The organism is Sphingomonas sp. TZW2008 (assembly GCF_002117915.1).
Taxonomy (GTDB): domain Bacteria; phylum Pseudomonadota; class Alphaproteobacteria; order Sphingomonadales; family Sphingomonadaceae; genus Sphingomonas.
In genome coordinates, this window is record NZ_BDJB01000014.1 from 88,255 (window position 1) to 105,438 (window position 17,184).

A 17,184-nucleotide genomic window follows, 5' to 3' on the forward strand; every position below is an offset into this window, starting at 1 on the left:
GGTCGACACTCGGCGCATGAGAACCTATATAGAACGGATGGCGCAGCTCGACGTCCAACAGAAGCTGGAGATTTTGGCTGATGCCGCCAAATACGACGCGTCGTGCGCGTCGTCGGGCACAGCCAAGCGCAACTCGCGCGACGGCAAAGGAATTGGGTCGACCGAGGGGATGGGCATCTGCCATGCCTATGCGCCTGACGGCCGCTGCATCAGCCTGCTCAAGATCCTCCTGACGAACAGCTGCATCTTCGATTGCCACTATTGCATCAATCGCAAGAGCTCGAACGTCCGCCGCGCGCGCTTCACGGCGAAGGAGGTGGTGAACCTCACGCTGTCCTTCTACCGGCGCAACTATATCGAGGGGCTGTTTCTCTCGTCGGGCATCATCGGCTCGTCCAACTACACGATGGAGCAACTGGTCGAGGTCGCGCGCTCCTTGCGGGAGGATCATCACTTCCGCGGCTACATCCATCTCAAGACGATTCCTGACGCCGATCCCGAGCTGATCCACCAGGCCGGGCTCTACGCCGATCGCATGTCGATCAACGTCGAGCTGCCGACCGTCAGCGGATTGAAGCGGCTCGCGCCCGAGAAGGACAATGGGCGGATCGAAGGCGCGATGAAGGGTCTGCGCACGTCGATCATCGATACGCGCGACGCGAAGAAGAAGTACCGCTCCGCGCCCACCTTCGCCCCCGCTGGCCAGTCGACGCAGATGATCGTCGGCGCCGATGCCGCAACAGATGGTGACATCGTGACTAAGGCCGCTCGGCTGTACGATCGGTTCGAGTTGCGCCGCGTTTATTATTCGGCGTTCAGCCCGATTCCCGATGCCTCCGCGGTGCTGCCGCTGCAGCGCCCGCCGCTAATGCGCGAACACCGGCTGTACCAGTCGGACTGGCTGATGCGCTTCTACGGCTTCCAGCCCAAGGAAGTCGTCGCGGCGGCGGACGAACGCACGGGGATGCTGCCGCTCGACATCGATCCCAAGCTCGCCTGGGCGCTCAAGTTCCGCGACAGCTTCCCGGTCGACGTGAACCGCGCGCCCAAGGAGTTGCTGCTGCGCGTACCGGGGCTCGGCACCAAAGCGGTGGCGAACATCCTGACGAGCCGGCGGTGGCGCAAGCTACGGCTCGAAGACGTCGCCCGCCTGACGGTGTCGATCGCCAAGATCCGGCCGTTCATCGTTACCGCCGATTGGCGCCCGGTGACACTGACCGACAAGGCCGAACTGCGCCCGATCGTAGCGCCGAAGAAGCAGCAGCTCGAGCTGTTCGCCGCCTGACCCGTCAGGCGGGCTGCGCGGCGATGGCGCGCTGGCGGGCGGCGCGCACGCTGTCCCATGCGAAGATCGCACATCCGGCCCAAATCAGCCCAAAGACGAGGAAGTGCAGTGGGCGCAGCGCCTCGCCGAACACCGCAACCGCGACGATGAACTGCAGCGTTGGCGCCAAATACTGGAGCAACGCGAGCGACGAATAGGGCAAGCGGCGCGCGGCGGCCGCGAACATCAGCAGCGGCGCTGCGGTGATGAGGCCGAGCAGGATGAGCTGTGCATTGGTGCCCGCCCCCGCCCCGAACGCCCCCGCACCACGCTGGGCGAGCAGCAGGAGATAGAGCAGCGCGGGCGGCGTGAGCTGCGCGGTCTCGACCATCAGCCCGCCGAGCGAGTCGATCGCGACGACCTTGCGCACCAGCCCGTAGACACCGAACGACACGGCGAGCGTGAGCGAGATCCACAGCGTATCAAGCGCGCCGAGCGCCATCGCGACGACGCCGACCGCGGCGACCGCGATCGCCACCCCCTGCCACCGCCGCAGCCGCTCGCCGAGCACCGCCACGCCGAGCGCGACGTTGACGAGCGGATTGATGAAATAGCCGAGGCTTGCCGCCAGCGTCTGATGTGCGTTGACCGCCCAGATATAGACCAGCCAGTTGATTGCGATCAGCGTCGCGCTCGCCGCCAGCATCGCCAGCGTACGCGGCGTGATCGCCGCGCGCACGGTGCGCCAGCGCCGCAGCGCCGTCACGACGACGACGAGCAGCAGCAGCGACCAGACGACGCGGTGCGAGAGGATCTCGAGCGCGGACAGTCCGCCGAGCCAGCGGAAATAGAGCGGCAGCACGCCCCAGAAGGCGTAGGCGCCGAGCCCAAGCAGCAGCCCGCCGCGCGCTGCCGACCGATCCGACGCGTCGGTCATGCGGCCGCCTGACGCGCGATCACCGCTCGCCCAGATAATAGCGGTCGGTGGCGGCAAGGGTCGCGTCGAGCTCGTAAACGATCGGCTGGCCGGTCGGGATCTCGAGCGAGGTGATTTCGTCGTCGGGGATGTTCGACAGATGCTTGACGAGCGCGCGCAGCGAATTGCCATGCGCGGAGATGAGCACGCGCTTGTCCGCGCGCAGTTCGGGCGCGATGCGTTCTTCCCAATAGGGCAGGACGCGCGCGATCGTGTCCTTCAGACTCTCCGTCTTAGGGATCGCGATGCCGGCGTAGCGCCGGTCGTTGGTCATGTCGAACACGCTGCCGGCCTCTTCCGCCGGGGGCGGAATATCGAAGCTGCGACGCCAGATGTGCACCTGCTCGGCGCCGTGCTTGGCCGCCGTCTCCGCCTTGTCGAGCCCGGTCAGCCCGCCATAGTGGCGCTCGTTCAGCCGCCAGTGCTTCTCGGTCGGCAGCCACAGCCGGCCCATCGCCTCGAGCGCGAGGTTGAGTGTCTTGATTGCGCGCGTCTGCAGCGAGGTGAAGGTCAGGTCGAAGTCGAGGCCCTTGGCCGCCATCAGCTCGCCCGCCGCGCGCGCCTCCGCCGCGCCCTTCTCGGTCACGTCGACGTCCCACCAGCCGGTGAAGCGGTTCTCCAGGTTCCAGGCCGACTGGCCGTGGCGGATCAGGACGAGCGTGGGCATGATGGTCTCCCGTTGGCGCTCGACACAAGCGCGGACTTCCCTTTGACGCCGCGCTGATAGAGAGAAGCGCAGGCGTTCGACAAGCGCGCGGCGCACGGTTTGTAAGGAGCAGGTGATGGCGATCGTACGGCAGACGCTGATCTACGACGGTCCCGGCGGCCCGTTCGAGGGCGTCGTCGCGTGGGAGGACGAGGTGGAGACACCGCGGCCGGGCGTGCTCGTCTGCCCCAATATCCTCGGCCAAAAGGAATCCGACAACCAGAAGGCGGAGGCGCTGGCGAAGCTCGGCTACGTTGCGCTCGCCTGCGACGTCTACGGCCAGGGCAAGCGTACGACGCGCGAGAGCCCCGACGCCGGGCTCTACATGAACCAGATGAACGCTGACCGTGCGCTACTGCGCGATCGGCTTGCGGCGGCGCTCGACGCGCTCCGCGGGTTCGGCCCTGTGGACGCTACGCGGATCGCCGCGATCGGCTTCTGCTTCGGCGGAAAATGCGTGCTCGACATGGCGCGCAGCCGGCTGCCGATCCTCGGCGGCGTGAGCTTCCACGGCGTGTACGACCGGCCGGACTATGCCAATGTGCAGACGATCGACGCCAAGCTGCTGATCTGCCACGGCTGGGAGGATCCGCTCGCCACCCCCGAACAGATGGTGGCGCTGGGCCGTGAGCTGACCGAGGCGCACGCCGATTGGCAGATCCACGCTTATGGCAACGCCGGCCATGCCTTCACCGATACCGCGCTGGTCAAGCCGGCAGCGCCCGGCGTCGCCTATCACGAGCGCGCCGACCGGCGCAGCTGGAAGGCAATGATCGACTTCCTCGCGGAGCTGTTCGTCTAACGCCCCTCACCGGGGCCAATTGCATTATTCGGCGGCGTCGCGGTGCTCGGCGCGCTCGACGTCGCTCGGCAGCGCCCAGATCATGTCGCTTTTGCCGAGCACCCGGCCGTCGTGGCTGAGCACGGCGACCTGCTGGATCGGGCGACCGTCGCGTGCGTCGACAAGGATCGGAAAGGCGGGGCAGCCCGTCTCCCACCGCTCGCCCCACTGCCGCAGCGCCACCATCGTTGGTAGCAGCGCATAGCCCTTTTCGGTCAGGCCATAAGCGATCTTGCGGCGATCCTCGGGCAGCGAGCGGCGTTCCATGATGCCGTGTTCGACAAAGCGCGCGAGCCGGTTGGCAAGGATATTGCGCGCGATGCCCAGTTCGGACTGGAACTCCTCGAAATGCTGAAGGCCGTTGAACGCGGCGCGCAGGATCAGGAACGCCCAGCGCTCCCCCATCGCCTCCAGCGCCGCCGGTAGGCTGCATTCCTGAAGCGGCTCGCGCAGCTTGTCCATTCCAACTCCTTCTGATGCCACCCTAACGCATCGCGCAGGCGAAGCGCAGGGTATTAGGCAATGCATTCACAAAAATAAAGGTTTTCGATTGCAACTCGCAGATGCGAGTTTTTACTTGCAACTCGCATCTGCAATATCTAGGTAGCGTTCAGCAACCTTTTCTGGGAGGTCCACATGATTCGCACGATCGCCAAGTCCGTTCTCGTTTCCGCCGCCCTGCTCGCTGCGGCCGGCGCCTCCGCGCAGCCGACCGACGGCGCCTATGTCGCCACGCCGGTCGCCGCGCCCGCCAAGACCACGCTGATGACGCGCGACACCGCGTGGAAGCTGCGCGACGGCGCGTTCGTCACCGTCAATGCGCCGATGCGCGAGATGGCCGCGTGCCAGCTCGTCGCGCGTGACGCCGGCCTGCTGTCGGGCTTCACCGCCAACGGCAAGGCGTTCGACGCGGCGCAGCTTGACGCGTGCAACGCCAAGGCGAAGGTCGCCAAGACGCAGGTCGCCAAGACCGATGCGGCGCCGGCCACCGCGAACTAATTACACCGATCGGCACTCCCGCCGATAAACGAGGGGGCCTGCGCCACTGGCGCGGGCCCTTTTTTATTGCCTTTCTTGTTGCATTGCACGCCCCGCCTGCCCCAAATCCTGATGGTGCTGCGCCAATACGAACTAGTCGATCGGGTCCTCGATTACGATCCGAGCGCCGATGAGGCGATGCTCAACCGCGCCTACGTTTTCTCGGTCAACGCGCACGGCACGCAGAAGCGCGCCAGCGGTGACCCGTATTTCAGCCACCCGATCGAGGTGGCGGGCATCCTGACCGAGCTTCATCTCGACGACGAGACGATCGCCACCGCGATCCTGCACGACACCGTCGAGGATACCGTCGCCACCAGCGAGGAGATTCGCCGCATCTTCGGCGACAATGTCGCGCGGCTGGTCGACGGCGTCACCAAGTTGTCGAAGATCGAGGCGCAGACGGAGAGCGAGCGCGCCGCGGAGAATCTGCGCAAGTTCCTGCTCGCGATGTCGGGCGACATCCGCGTCCTGCTGGTGAAGCTAGCCGATCGCCTGCACAACATGCGCACGCTGCACTTCATCAAGTCGGAAGAGAAGCGCCGCCGCATCGCGCGCGAGACGATGGATATCTACGCGCCGCTCGCCGAGCGGATCGGCATGTACGAATTCATGAAGGAGATGCAGACGCTCGCCTTCCGCCAGCTCGAACCCGAAGCATATGAATCGATCACCCGGCGGCTCGAGCAGCTCAATGCCGGGGGCGGGGACAAAATCGCCAAGATCGGCTCCGGCCTGAAGCTGCTGCTGTCGCGCCACGGCCTCGACGTGGAGATTTCGGGGCGCGAGAAGCATCCCTACAGCATCTGGCGCAAGATGCAGGAGCGCCACATCGATTTTGAGCAGCTGTCCGACATCATGGCGTTCCGCGCGATCGTGAAGACGGAGGACGATTGTTACGCCGCGCTTGGCCATATCCATCGCCGCTGGCCGACGGTGCCGGGGCGATTCAAGGACTATATCTCGACCCCCAAACGCAACGGCTATCGCTCGCTCCACACCGCGGTGATTCACGCCGAGAACAAGCGCGTCGAGATCCAGATCCGCAGCGAGGAAATGCACGCGGAGGCCGAGTTCGGGCTCGCCGCGCACTGGGCGTACAAGCAGGGCAGCCGCGTCAGCCCGCAATCGCAGCACAGCTGGATCGCCGATCTGGTCGAGATCCTCGACACCGCGGGCAGCCCAGAGGAGCTGCTCGAACACACGCGCATGGCGATGTACCAGGATCGCATCTTTGCGTTCACGCCGAAGGGCGAGCTGATCCAGCTGCCCAAGGGCGCGACGCCGATCGATTTCGCTTATGCCGTTCACACCGATCTGGGCGACCAGGCGGTCGGCGCGAAGATCAACGGGCGCGTGGTGCCGCTCCGCACGCCGATCGAGAACGGCGATCAGGTGCAGGTGCTGCGTTCCAAGGCGCAGACGCCGCAGCCCAACTGGCTCGGCTTCGCGATCACCGGCAAGGCGCTCGCCGCGATCCGCCGTCACCTGCGACAGGTAGAGCGCGAGCAGACGGTGGCGCTGGGGCGCAAGCTGTACGACGATATCGTCACACGCCTCCCCGCCCCGCTCGGCCCCGACGCGCTGACGCAGGCGCTGAAGCGGCTCAAGCTCGCCGACGAGCCGCAGCTGATGCAGGCGATCGCCCGCCGCACGCTGACCGACGCGCAGGTGATGGAGGCGCTGATGCCCGGTTCGGCGGGGGCCGACGTCGCGCACGCGCCGCCGCAATCCTCCGCGATCTCGATCGAGGGGCTCGCGCCCGGCGTCGCCTATGAGCTCGGCGGCTGCTGCCACCCCGTGCCCGGCGACCGTATCGTCGGACTGCGCCGGCCAGACGCGTCGATCGAGGTCCACGCGATCGACTGCGCGACGCTGAGCGATCTCGCCGACCGGTCGGACGAGGAGACGGACTGGATCGACGTGCAATGGGGCAACAAGACCGAAGGCGCGACGGCGCGCATCTCGGTCGAGGTGAAGAACGAGCCGGGCGCGCTTGGCGTGCTGGCGACGATCATCGGCCAGCACAAGGCGAACATCATCAACCTGCGGCTCGATACGCGCGATACCCAGTTCCACACCAATATCATCGACGTCGAGGTGCACGATGCGCACCAGCTGATGCGCCTTCTCGCCGCGCTGCGCGCCGCCGACGCAGTGAATGCAGCGGAGCGCGTCTGACCCTCGCGAGCGCCGGCCTTCGTCACTCGCTCAGGCGCGGCGGCGTTGATTTGTGTCACTTGCGACTAACGCATCGCGCCGCCTAGAACCCTGCCCAGCCTCCCCAACGAAAGGGCCAAGTTCTTGGATCGTCGTTCCTTCCTCGCCTCCGCCGGTGCCGCCTCCGCGATCGCGCTGATCCCCGAAGCGCTACGCGCGCAGGCCGCCGCCTCGCGGACCGCCCCCGGCGCCGCACCCGCCAGCCCGGCGGACGCCAAGCTCAACGCGATCTTCGACCAGGTCTTCGCCAAGACGCTGCAGCGCTCGCCCGAGCTTGCGACCTCGCTCGGCATGGACAAGGGCCCGAATGCGCGGCTGAAGCATCAGCTGTCGGACAAGTCGCCCGCCGCCAAGGCGCGCGATCAGGCCGAGCTCAAGCAATCGATCGCCGCGATCCAGGCGGTCGATCCCGCGCCGCTGTCGGCTCGCTCGAAGCTCGACCGCGAGGTGATCCTCTACTCGCTCAACAGCTACGCATTGCCGTACGATCGCTTCAAGCTCGATTCGGTGCAGCGCCCCTTCACCATCTTCCAGCAGGGCGGCGCCTATTTCTCGACGCCCGACTTCCTGAACTCGGCGCACACGATCAACACGACGGACGATTGCGAGGCGTATCTCGATCGTCTGGCAGCATTCGCGACGCGGCTCGATCAGGACAGCGCCGAGCAGAAGGAAGAGGCCGCGCGCGGCTATCTCGCGCCCGATTTCTCGCTCGATCTGACGCTGGGACAGATGGCGAAGCTGCGCGGGCAGCCGGCGGCTGACAGCGGCCTCGCGCAATCCGTGGCCAAGCGCGCCGCGGCGAAGAACATCGCGGGCGACTGGCAGGCGCGCGCGGCGAAGATCGTCGAGGCGCAGGTTTATCCCGCGCTAGACCGGCAGATCGCGCTAATGAAGTCGCTACGTCCCAAGGCGCGGAGCTCGGCGGGGGTGTGGGATGTGCCGCAGGGCGACGCAATCTACGCCGCCGCGCTCGAGCAGGCAACTACGACCAAGTACACGCCCGACGAGGTCCACAAGATGGGGCTCGAGCAGGTCGCGCAGATCTCCGCTGAGCTCGACGCGATCCTGCGCAAGCAAGGGCTGACGCAGGGCAGCGTCGCCGAGCGGCTCAACGTGCTCAACGTGCGCGCCGATCAGGTTTATCCCGACACCGCCGCCGGGCGCACCGACCTGATCCGCGGGTTGAACGAGGGCAATGCCGCGATGACGGCGAAGCTTGCACAGGCGTTCATCAATCCGCCGAGCGAGCCGCTGGAGATCCGCGCGGTACCGGTCGATATCCAGGACGGCGCATCCAACGGCTACTACAGTCGCGCCGCGCTCGACGGCTCACGCCCGGCGATCTACTGGATCAACCTCAAAAGCGTCGGCGACTGGCCGAAATATTCGCTGCCCAGCCTCACCTATCACGAAGGCGTGCCGGGACATCACCTCCAGATCTCGATCGCGCAGAAGGCACCGCAGCCGCTGCTGCGCAACCTCACCTTCTTCTCGGCCTATTCGGAAGGCTGGGCGCTATATGCCGAGAGCGTGGCGGACGAGCTTGGCGGCTATGCCAGCGAACTCGAGCGCGCGGGCTTCCTGCAGAGCTATCTGTTCCGCGCCGCACGGTTGGTGATCGACACCGGGCTGCACACCAAGCGGTGGACGCGCGATCAGGCGACCGATTACATGGTGCAGACGGTCGGCTTCGCACGGCCGCGCTCGCAGCGTGAGGTAGAGCGCTATTGCACCCAGCCGGGGCAGGCGTGCAGCTACAAGGTCGGCCATGCGGCGTGGCAGCGCGCCCGCGCCACCGCGCAGAAGATCCGCGGCGACCGCTTCGACCTGAAGCAGTTCCACGAAGTGCTGCGATACGGCGCGGTGCCGCTGACGATCCTCGAGCGGCTGGTCGAGGAGCAGGCACGGCTCGCGTGATCGGCGGGCGTCGCCACCGAAGTTCCACGTGATTTCAGGCGGGGCGGTCTGTAAGACCGCCCCGATCATGCACCGTCCCGCCCTCTCGATCGTCATTCCCTGCTACAACGAAGCCGCCAACCTGCCGCTGCTGCACCAGCGGGTGGCGGCGGCCGCCGCCGCTGCGGTCGGCGACGATCATGAGATCGTGTTGATCAACGACGGGTCGCGCGACGACAGCTGGTCGATCATGCAATATCTCTCCGCCAGCGATCCGCGGCTGGTGGCGATCAACCTGTCGCGCAACCACGGTCATCAGCTGGCGCTCACCGCCGGGCTCGATCTATGCTCGGGCGAGCAGATCTTGATCATCGATGCCGATCTTCAGGATCCGCCTGAGCTGCTCTCCGACATGCGCGCCGTGATGGCGCGCGAGGGCGCCGACGTCGTCTATGCCGTGCGGCGGAAGCGCGCCGGCGAGACGCTGTTCAAGAAGGCGACCGCCGCTGCCTTCTACCGCCTGCTCGATCGGCTGACCGATACCGAGATACCGCTCGACACCGGCGATTTCCGGCTGATGTCGCGCCGCGCGCTCGACGCACTGCTGTCGCTGCCCGAACAGGCGCGCTTCATTCGCGGGATGGTGGCGTGGGTCGGCTTCCGCCAGGTCCCCTTCCCCTACGACCGTGCCGAGCGGCACGCGGGTGAGACCAACTATCCGATCTCCAAAATGCTGCGGCTCGCGTTCGACGCGGTGACGGGCTTCTCCACCGCGCCGCTGCGCTTTGCGAGCCACGCTTCGGTTGCGCTCGCCGGGCTGTCGCTGCTGCTGCTCGTCTACATCGCCTGGGGCTACTTCGAGGGCGATCCGGTGCAGGGCTGGACGTCGACGATGCTCGTCGTGACGGTGCTGAGCGCGGTGCAGATGTTCGTGCTCGGCATGATCGGCGAATATATCGGGCGGCTGTACATCGAATCGAAGCGGCGCCCGCTGTACCTCGTCGCCGATATCGCCGGCGCGGTGCATCGCCGCGCGACACTCGGCTTTCAGGCGGAGCGCACGCGCATTCCCGACAGCGAAGTCGCGCGCGAGGAGCGCGGCTGAGCGATCAGGCTGGTTCGGCGAGGGTCACGATCGAGACGCCGGGCGGCATCGGCAGCCGGCCGACCATGTGCCGCTCGAGCCGGAAGATCGCTTCGAACAGCTTGTTGATCGCGGGCGGCGGGGGCGAATCGTCGCTGTCGTCGCGTCCCGTCAGCCGCCCCGCGAGCCGCGCGCCCGCCGCGAGCGGGAACAGCAGCGAGTTGAAATAGCCGAGCTTGCGCGGGCGCAGCCCGGCGGCCTCGATCGCCTTTACCAGCGTCGACTTGGAATAGCGGCGGTGGTGATGGTTGACGACGTCGTGCGCGCTCCACATCCACTGGTGCGCGGGCACGGTGATCAGGAGCTTGCCGCCCGGCGCCAGCCGGGCGCGCATCGCGGCAAGCGCGGCCACATCGTCCTCGATATGTTCGACGACGTCGAGAACGGCGATCAAATCGTAGTGCGCGTCGGGCACGCCGGAAAGCGACGGCAACGGGCTGTCGCCCACCGGCTTGCCGAGCCGCTGCCCCGCGATGCCGCGCGCCGCGGGATCGATCTCGATCGCGTCGACCTCGCCGAACGCGGCAAGCATCGGCAGATTGTGCCCCGTGCCGCAGCCGATCTCGAGGATGCGTGCCTTCGCCGGCAGCCGCCCCTCACGCGTCAGATAATCGGCCAGGATGTCGCGACGCGCGCGATACCACCAGTGGGTGGAATCGTGCTCGGCCATGCGATCGTAAACGCGGCGATCCATATCAGGCGAATACCCACAGACGATTGAGTGCAAAGGTGACGAGCGGCGTGACGAGCACGATCGGGATCAGCGGCCACCACCACGGCCCCGCCAGCATCGCATCGTCGGTGAACAGCCACACCCAGAAGGTGTTGACCGCATAGCTGACGAGCGACACCGCGAAGAACTTCGGCGCCGACGATTTGGCCGAAGCATTGTGGCCGCGGAAGCTCCACTTGCTATGGAGGACGTAGCCCGACAACATCGCGACGAGATAGCCCGCGATATTGGCGACCTGTTCCGACGTGATCTTGAACGCGGCGAGCGGCGAATAAACTGCGGCATAGCAGACGGTGGCGAGCCCGCCGGCGATCCCGAAGCGGACGATCTGCCAGAACGTCTCCCGGTTCTGCGCCGTCAGGAACTTGTTGCGAACCGCGTCCACGCCTTGCCCTTTGTGCCCCCCGGATTAGAGGCGATGCACCGCTTTCCGGCTTGGCCAGGGAAACGGGTGGTGGCGGGGCTCCTAAAGTGCGCGGCGGATCGAGGGAAGAGTTTTGAACGATACGAAGGGCACACCCGCCCTGCCCCCGGCGCTCGCCGCCGAACTCGACCGTCATTGGATCCGCTTGACGCTGATCGCCTGGATCGTCGTTGCGATCTTCTACGTGTGGCAGCGCTGGAGCGCGATCCACTGGCTGTCGCTCGGCGATACCGACGACAATATGCGGCTGATGCAGGTGCGCGCGCTGCTCGGCGGGCAGGGCTGGTACGATCTGCGCAACTACCGCCTCAACCCGCCGGGCGGGTTCGACATCCACTGGTCGCGCATCGTCGATCTGCCGATTGCGGCGCTGATCCTGCTGCTGCGGCCGTTCGTCGGCAACGCCGAGGCGGAGAAGCTTGCCTGCGGCATCGCACCGCTGATCCCGCTCGCGGCGACGCTGCTCGGCATCGGCGCGACGGTGCGGCGGCTCGTGGCGCCGACCGCATGGCCGCTCGCGATTGTCTTCATGATGGGATCGACCGTCGCGCTGCTGATGTTCATGCCCGATCGCATCGATCATCACGGCTGGCAGTTGGCGATGCTGAGCCTGACGGTGGCGGGCTTGTGCGATCCCAGGGGCCCGCGCGGTGGCGCGATGGTCGGTTTGGCGAGCGCCGTATCGCTGACGATCGGGCTCGAGATGTTGCCCTATTGCGCCATGGCGGGCGCGATCATCGCGTTGCGCTGGGTATGGGACGCGGCCGAGCGGCAGCGGCTGCTTACCTATGCGTTGGCGCTCGGCGGCGGGTGCGCCGCGGGCTTCGCGATCTTCGCGTCCGAGGCGAACCGCGTGATGCGCTGCGACGCGTTGACCCCGATCTGGCTCAGCGTATTCGTCGCGGCGGGCGCGCTGCTCGCCCTTCTGGCGATGGTCTCGCCGCCCCGTCGCGGCGTGCGGCTGGCGCTGGCAGTGGCGGCGGGCGCGATCATCGTCACCGGCTTCGCCCTGCTCTTCCCGCAATGCCTCGGCCGGCCCGAGCAGGTGTCCGACGAACTTTACAACAACTGGCTGGGCAACGTGCGCGAGGCGAAGCCGATCTATCGCCACCCGCTGCGCGTCGGGCTGCCGCTGATGGCGCTGCCGACGATGGGGCTGATCGGCGCGCTGATCGCGACGTGGCGCGCGCGGCGCGAGCCGAGCGCGCTCGGCTGGGCGTGCGTCACGCTGTTCGCCGTCTTCGCGATGGCGATGCTGCTGTGGCAGGTGCGCGCCGGGCCCGCGGCGCAGGTGCTGGCGATCCCCGGCGTCACCGCGCTTGGCTGGCTGATCCTGCCGTGGCTGCTGGGGCATCGCTCGCTGTTCGTGCGCGTGTTCGGCACCGTCGCGGTATTCATCGCGATCTCCGGCCTGTTCGCCGGTCTGGCGCTCAAATGGTTCCCGATCGACCGCCCCAAACCCTACGTCCAGCGCGTCAACCGCGCGACCGGGCGATGCCTGACGCTGCCGGCGATGGACCCGCTCAACCGCCTGCCGCGGCAGACGATCTTCACCTTCGTCGATCTAGGGCCGCGGTTGATCGCGCTGACGCATCACAATGCCATTGCCGGGCCGTATCACCGTAACGGCGACGCGATCCTCGACGTGCAGCACGCCTTCAAGCGGTCGCCGGCGGAGGCACGCGCGATCATGAAGCGGCACGGCGCGACGCTGATGCTGGTCTGCCCGAACATGGCCGAATCGACCGTCTATCGCGATCGCGCGCCCGGGGGCTTCTACGATCGGCTGGCACATGGGGAGACGTTCGACTGGCTCCAGTCGGTGCCGATGCCGAAGGGATCACCGCTGCGGCTGTACCGAATCCGCTAGGCGGCGGGCAGCGTCAGCACGAAGCGCGCGCCGGCGTCCGGGGCGCTGTCCACCGTCAAGTCCCCGCCCATCGCGCGCGCCAAGCGGCGCGCGATGTAGAGGCCGAGGCCGTTGCCGCCCGCCTCGGCGGGATCGACGCGCTCGAACTTGCCGAAGATGCGCTCCTGATCCTCGGGCGCGATTCCCTTGCCCTGATCGGCAACGATCGCAATCGCGCGGTCTCCGTCGCGCTGCAGCTTGAGCCAAATCGTCGCGCCGCGCGGCGAGTAGCGCACCGCGTTGCCGATCAGATTGACCATGATCTGCAGCGTGCGTCGGAACTCGCCGTGCGCAGCGAGCGGCTTATCGAGGTCGCTGCGGTCGATCGTGACACCGCCGTTCGCGGCCCGGACCGCGAGCAGCCCCGCGGCGCGCCGCGTCACGTCGGCGAGGTCGATCCCCTCGTCCTCGACGGTGAAGTCGTCGCGCTCGATCGCCTGCATGTCGGCGAGATCGTCGATCAGCCCCATCAGGTGACGCGCGGCGCTGGCGATGTCCGCGGCGTAATCGGCGTAGTGCGGATCGATGGGGCCCTCGGCCCCGGCATTGATGCTGTCGGCATTGGCGACGATCCGCCCAAGCGGGCCGCGCAGGATCGTGTCGAGCCGCCGGTTGAACGTGTCACCGAGCGCCTCCGCCTCACGCGCGGGCGAGACGCGTTCGTGGAACGTGCCACCGACGAACCCGGCGAAAGCCCCGCTGCCGTCGCGGCGGACGTGCCCGGCGAGCGTCACCGCCGCGCCGCTTTCGCGCAGCACGGCGGGCTGGCCGTCGAAATCCTCGGCCGCCGCCACCGCCTCGAGCAGCGTCAGTACGCCGTCGTCGCCGCCTTCTAGCGCGAACAAGCGGGTCAACGGCTTCCCGAGCGCCGCATCGGCATCGAAGCCGAACCGTGCGCCTGCGTCTGGTGCGATGCGCTGCAGGCGCAGACCGGCATCGGTTTCCCAGATCCAGTCGGCGCCGGCGGGCGGCGGCACCACGCCGCCCGCGCTGGGTGACCGCCACGCGGGCCGTTCACGCGTCGGCGAGATCGCCAGCGACACGCCCTGGTCGGTCGGCGTCGCGCGCACCCAGCAGTCGAGATCGAGGTCGGCGTCGGCGATCGTCACGGCGCGCGAGACGAGGATGCGCAGCCGCCGGGCGAGCCGCACCATCGTGGCGAGCTGCGGCGTCGCGAGCGGCGCGCCGATCGCGCCGCCCGCACGCTCGTTGAGCGCGAGAAAGGCGGGATCGGCGTCGATCAGGCAATCGGCGGCGTCGAGCTTCGCCGACAGGATCGGTGGATCGATCATCATCACGCGCTGATCCGCCCGAGCGCGCGCACCGCGGCGCGGAAATCCGCCGGCAGCGAGAGCGTGCCGAGTGCGACGCGCGCATCTTCGGGGGTTATCGCGGCGATCGCGTCGAGATTGTCGGCGAACCCCTCGATGTCGCGGCGCGGATCGGCGTCGGCGAGCGCCAGCCCGACGCGCGCGATCGCCGCGCGATCGGCGTGATGCGCGCGTAGGGCGAGCCACAGCACGTCGCCCTCGGGATCGAGCACCAGCGTGCGCGCCTCGCCGAAATCGATGCCGAGCGCGTGCGCGAGGATCGCACAAAACAGGGCCGGATATCCCTCGTCGAGCGCACCGGCGAGCAGATCCGCCAGTTCCTCCGGCCGTGCGTCGATCGCAGTGGCGAGCCGCAGCGCGACGGCATCTAGCCGATCGTCGTCGTCGTGCGCGGCGATGCTGCGCTGCGCCCCGGCAACGAGCGCGCGATCGAGGCGATCGAGCGGCCCGCCCGCGGCGATCAGCTGCTCGCGCACCGCCGCCGCGGTCCACCAGATCAGCTGACGATGCAGGTGAGCAGGAAAATCGCTGCCCCGTGCGCCGCCCACCGTTCGACGTCGGTTCTCCGCCTGAAGATACAGCCGGGCGGCGGCGGCGATCACCCCGTCACCACAGCCGGCGAGCTGCGCCAGCAGCACAGGCTGCGCGCCGGGCGCGCGATTGGCGCGCAGCGCATCGGCAAGAAGATCCTGCCGCGTCTGCCCCAGCAGTTCGCTCATCAATCCCGCGTCGCGCAGCAGGCCCGAGGCGCTGAGCCGGCTGACTAGCCCTGCCGCTTCCGGGCGCGGCCACTGGCCCGAAAGTTGCCGCGCCGCGTGACCCACGATCTCACCGGCGATCGCGCCAATCGCATCGGTGAGCAGCGTGCCGATCGCGGCGCGGGTGCGATCGTCGAGGCGATCGTTCTCGGCCAGGAAGAAGTCCTCGATCGCGGTCTGCAACCGCCGATCGGCACGACGATCTGCCGCCGCCGCGCGCGCGACGAGCGGCGCGACGGTCACCTGGGGCGCGCGCAAGGCGTCGTTGGGATCGGCCGACATGGCGGCGGCTCTAGCAAGCGTTGCGTTAAAGCGCTGCTAAGCCTCGCGCACGAAGCCGCTCGATCGCATGGCCAAGCGTCACCGCGGCATAGACGCCGGTAAGCGCGAGCCCGAGCAGCGGCAGGCCGAGGATCGTCGCGGCCGCGAGGAGCAGCAGATAGCCCGGCGGATCGCCCCACCACGGCTCGCGCGCCTCGCCGATCGCGCGCGTCCCCAGCCCGCCCGCGACAGCTAGCGCGAGCGCGAGCACCGTTGCGGTCCGCTCGCCCGTCTCGGCATCGAGCACATGACCGAGGAGCAGCTCGGCGGCGGCGGGAACACCGAGGATCAGCCAGCCGAGGGCCCGCGCCAGCGCGGTCTCGTCGCGCAGCCAGGCGAAGCTCGAGGCGAGCGCTGCGGTCGCAACCCCCACCAAAGCAGCGAGCAGCCCCGCAGTTAGGTGCCCCGCCCACAAGGCGCCGAGCCCGCCGAGCGCGACGAGAGCCGCGCCGCTGGCGAGCGCCGGTGTCGGCACGTGGCGGCGCATCAGCGGCGGCAGCGTGAGCCGTGCGAGCGGCTTCACCATCCAGCGATCGAACCAGCCGATACGCGCCGCCAACGTCGCGGAGACAACGGCGCGGCTGCGCGCCTCAAGCGCGTCGCGGCGCCGTTCGATGCCGTGGCCGGCGCGGCCCTCGTCGTCCGGCAGAACCAGCCGGCGCGCGCCCGCCTGTGCAGCGGCGTGAAGCAGCGCCGATTGCACGTCATAATCGCGCGGCATTGCCGCAACCTCCGCCAAACGCCGTCCGTCGAGCCGCGCGACGCCGGCCCAGGCCTGCCCCCCGCCGACCCGCTCATACCCTGCCGTCGCCTCGCCGTCGGCGACGACGAGCATCACGTCGCCCGGGGTACGCACCACGGGCGCCAGTACGGTCTGCGTCGTGACGAGCCCGTCGGCGAGCACCAGCAGGTGCGACAGTGGATGGAGGCGGGCGGAGGCGTCGGCGGCGCTGCGCACCGTATCGATCGTCACGCCGCGCCGCCCGATCCGGGCGACCGCGCCGAGCAATTCGGGCGTCAGCCGCGCAACCACGACGACGATCTGCGACGCACCCGCATCGATCAGCAGCCGTGCCTGATATTCGATCACCGTCATGCCGGCGAACGGCAGGGTGGCGGCAAGCGCGCCGGGCCGGTCCTCGGCGTCCTGCACGGCAAAGATCAACCCGGCGAGCATCGCCGGGCGCTTAGGCCGTGTCCCGCCCCGGGGCAACGGCGGCGGGCGGTGACCGGGCTAGAGCCGCTCGATCGCGCGGCGCAGCTTGCGCAGCATCGCGGCATCGTTCGGCGAGAGCGCGGTCGCCTGGGTCGCGAGCGCCATCAGCCGCACCGCGCCGAAACTCGCCGCCAGCCCCTTCAGCCGCCACGCCGCCGCACGCCACGCCTCGTCGTCCGACGCGGCGGCGAGCGCCTCGAACCCGCGCTTGGCGCTGTCGACGAAGGAGGCGCGAAGCTCGGCGATCAGCGCCGGATCGTCCCCCACGGCGGCAGCGAGCGCCGCATCGATAGCTCCGGGATCATAGGCCATGGGGCAAGTCGCTAGCAGGCAACGCTTAATCGCAAGTTTCCGCTATTCGCTTTCGGCGCGATCGATTCGTGATACACCCGGCGGCATGACCG

Annotated in this window: 16 protein-coding genes; 7 read left to right on the forward strand and 9 right to left on the reverse strand. The window is 68.2% G+C overall.

Going from position 1 to position 17,184, the window contains the following annotated elements:
* Positions 1-37 precede the first annotated feature (37 nt).
* Complete coding sequence (locus tag B7L05_RS14740) at positions 38-1,285, forward strand: putative DNA modification/repair radical SAM protein (protein ID WP_085811039.1); 1,248 nt, start codon at positions 38-40, stop codon at positions 1,283-1,285.
* 4 nt (positions 1,286-1,289) lie between these two features.
* On the opposite strand, the gene rarD is transcribed toward B7L05_RS14740, so the two are convergent.
* Positions 1,290-2,201 carry an EamA family transporter RarD gene (gene rarD / locus B7L05_RS14745; RefSeq protein WP_085811040.1) on the reverse strand — a complete coding sequence of 304 codons (912 nt, stop codon included), beginning with the start codon at positions 2,199-2,201 and terminating at the stop codon, positions 1,290-1,292.
* 19 nt (positions 2,202-2,220) lie between these two features.
* Complete coding sequence (gpmA, locus tag B7L05_RS14750; protein ID WP_085811041.1) at positions 2,221-2,907, reverse strand: 2,3-diphosphoglycerate-dependent phosphoglycerate mutase; 687 nt, start codon at positions 2,905-2,907, stop codon at positions 2,221-2,223.
* A gap of 115 nt (positions 2,908-3,022) precedes the next feature.
* Here gpmA and B7L05_RS14755 point away from each other — a divergent pair, with 115 nt between their 5' ends.
* Positions 3,023-3,748 (forward strand): dienelactone hydrolase family protein, encoded by a 726-nt coding sequence (locus B7L05_RS14755; RefSeq protein WP_085811042.1) that lies wholly within the window; start codon positions 3,023-3,025, stop codon positions 3,746-3,748.
* Between the two features lie 24 nt (positions 3,749-3,772).
* Here B7L05_RS14755 and B7L05_RS14760 read toward each other — a convergent pair whose 3' ends face one another.
* Entirely contained in the window at positions 3,773-4,249 is a 477-nt protein-coding gene (locus B7L05_RS14760; RefSeq protein ID WP_085811043.1) for a helix-turn-helix domain-containing protein, read from the reverse strand.
* A gap of 174 nt (positions 4,250-4,423) precedes the next feature.
* Between B7L05_RS14760 and B7L05_RS14765 the strand changes: the two genes are divergently transcribed.
* The 4 genes from B7L05_RS14765 to B7L05_RS14780 all read left to right on the forward strand — a co-directional run bounded on the left by B7L05_RS14765 (position 4,424) and on the right by B7L05_RS14780 (position 10,049).
* Positions 4,424-4,786, forward strand: a complete 363-nt coding sequence (locus B7L05_RS14765) for a hypothetical protein (RefSeq protein ID WP_085811044.1) — start codon at positions 4,424-4,426, stop codon at positions 4,784-4,786.
* Positions 4,787-4,900: 114 nt separating this feature from the next.
* Positions 4,901-7,006, forward strand: a complete 2,106-nt coding sequence (locus B7L05_RS14770; RefSeq protein ID WP_085811183.1) for a bifunctional (p)ppGpp synthetase/guanosine-3',5'-bis(diphosphate) 3'-pyrophosphohydrolase — start codon at positions 4,901-4,903, stop codon at positions 7,004-7,006.
* A gap of 123 nt (positions 7,007-7,129) precedes the next feature.
* Complete coding sequence (locus tag B7L05_RS14775) at positions 7,130-8,965, forward strand: DUF885 family protein (protein WP_085811045.1); 1,836 nt, start codon at positions 7,130-7,132, stop codon at positions 8,963-8,965.
* 67 nt (positions 8,966-9,032) lie between these two features.
* A complete protein-coding gene (locus tag B7L05_RS14780) occupies positions 9,033-10,049 on the forward strand; it encodes a glycosyltransferase family 2 protein (RefSeq protein WP_085811046.1) in 1,017 nt (338 codons plus the stop codon).
* A gap of 4 nt (positions 10,050-10,053) precedes the next feature.
* On the opposite strand, the gene B7L05_RS14785 is transcribed toward B7L05_RS14780, so the two are convergent.
* Positions 10,054-10,782: a bifunctional 2-polyprenyl-6-hydroxyphenol methylase/3-demethylubiquinol 3-O-methyltransferase UbiG gene (locus tag B7L05_RS14785; RefSeq protein ID WP_085811047.1), complete on the reverse strand. Its 729-nt coding sequence runs from the start codon at positions 10,780-10,782 to the stop codon at positions 10,054-10,056.
* 1 nt (position 10,783) lies between these two features.
* The gene (locus tag B7L05_RS14790; protein WP_256926776.1) at positions 10,784-11,206 is read right to left on the reverse strand and encodes a GtrA family protein; all 423 of its coding nucleotides are present in this window, start codon (positions 11,204-11,206) and stop codon (positions 10,784-10,786) included.
* Between the two features lie 112 nt (positions 11,207-11,318).
* Between B7L05_RS14790 and B7L05_RS14795 the strand changes: the two genes are divergently transcribed.
* Positions 11,319-13,115: an AcrB/AcrD/AcrF family protein gene (locus tag B7L05_RS14795; protein WP_256926777.1), complete on the forward strand. Its 1,797-nt coding sequence runs from the start codon at positions 11,319-11,321 to the stop codon at positions 13,113-13,115.
* Here B7L05_RS14795 and B7L05_RS14800 read toward each other — a convergent pair.
* From B7L05_RS14800 to B7L05_RS14815, 4 genes are read right to left on the reverse strand one after another with little or no spacing between them, the layout of a single operon-like run.
* A complete protein-coding gene (locus B7L05_RS14800) occupies positions 13,112-14,449 on the reverse strand; it encodes a HAMP domain-containing sensor histidine kinase (protein ID WP_085811048.1) in 1,338 nt (445 codons plus the stop codon). The two genes, B7L05_RS14795 and B7L05_RS14800, sit on opposite strands and share 4 nt — an antisense overlap.
* Positions 14,449-15,525 carry a DUF2336 domain-containing protein gene (locus tag B7L05_RS14805; protein ID WP_085811049.1) on the reverse strand — a complete coding sequence of 359 codons (1,077 nt, stop codon included), beginning with the start codon at positions 15,523-15,525 and terminating at the stop codon, positions 14,449-14,451. The genes B7L05_RS14800 and B7L05_RS14805 overlap by 1 nt, the downstream gene beginning before the upstream one ends.
* A 25-nt stretch (positions 15,526-15,550) precedes the next feature.
* The gene (locus B7L05_RS14810) at positions 15,551-16,741 is read right to left on the reverse strand and encodes a hypothetical protein (RefSeq protein WP_085811050.1); all 1,191 of its coding nucleotides are present in this window, start codon (positions 16,739-16,741) and stop codon (positions 15,551-15,553) included.
* Positions 16,742-16,798: 57 nt separating this feature from the next.
* A complete protein-coding gene (locus tag B7L05_RS14815) occupies positions 16,799-17,092 on the reverse strand; it encodes an Hpt domain-containing protein (RefSeq protein WP_085811051.1) in 294 nt (97 codons plus the stop codon).
* Positions 17,093-17,184: the final 92 nt, after the last annotated feature.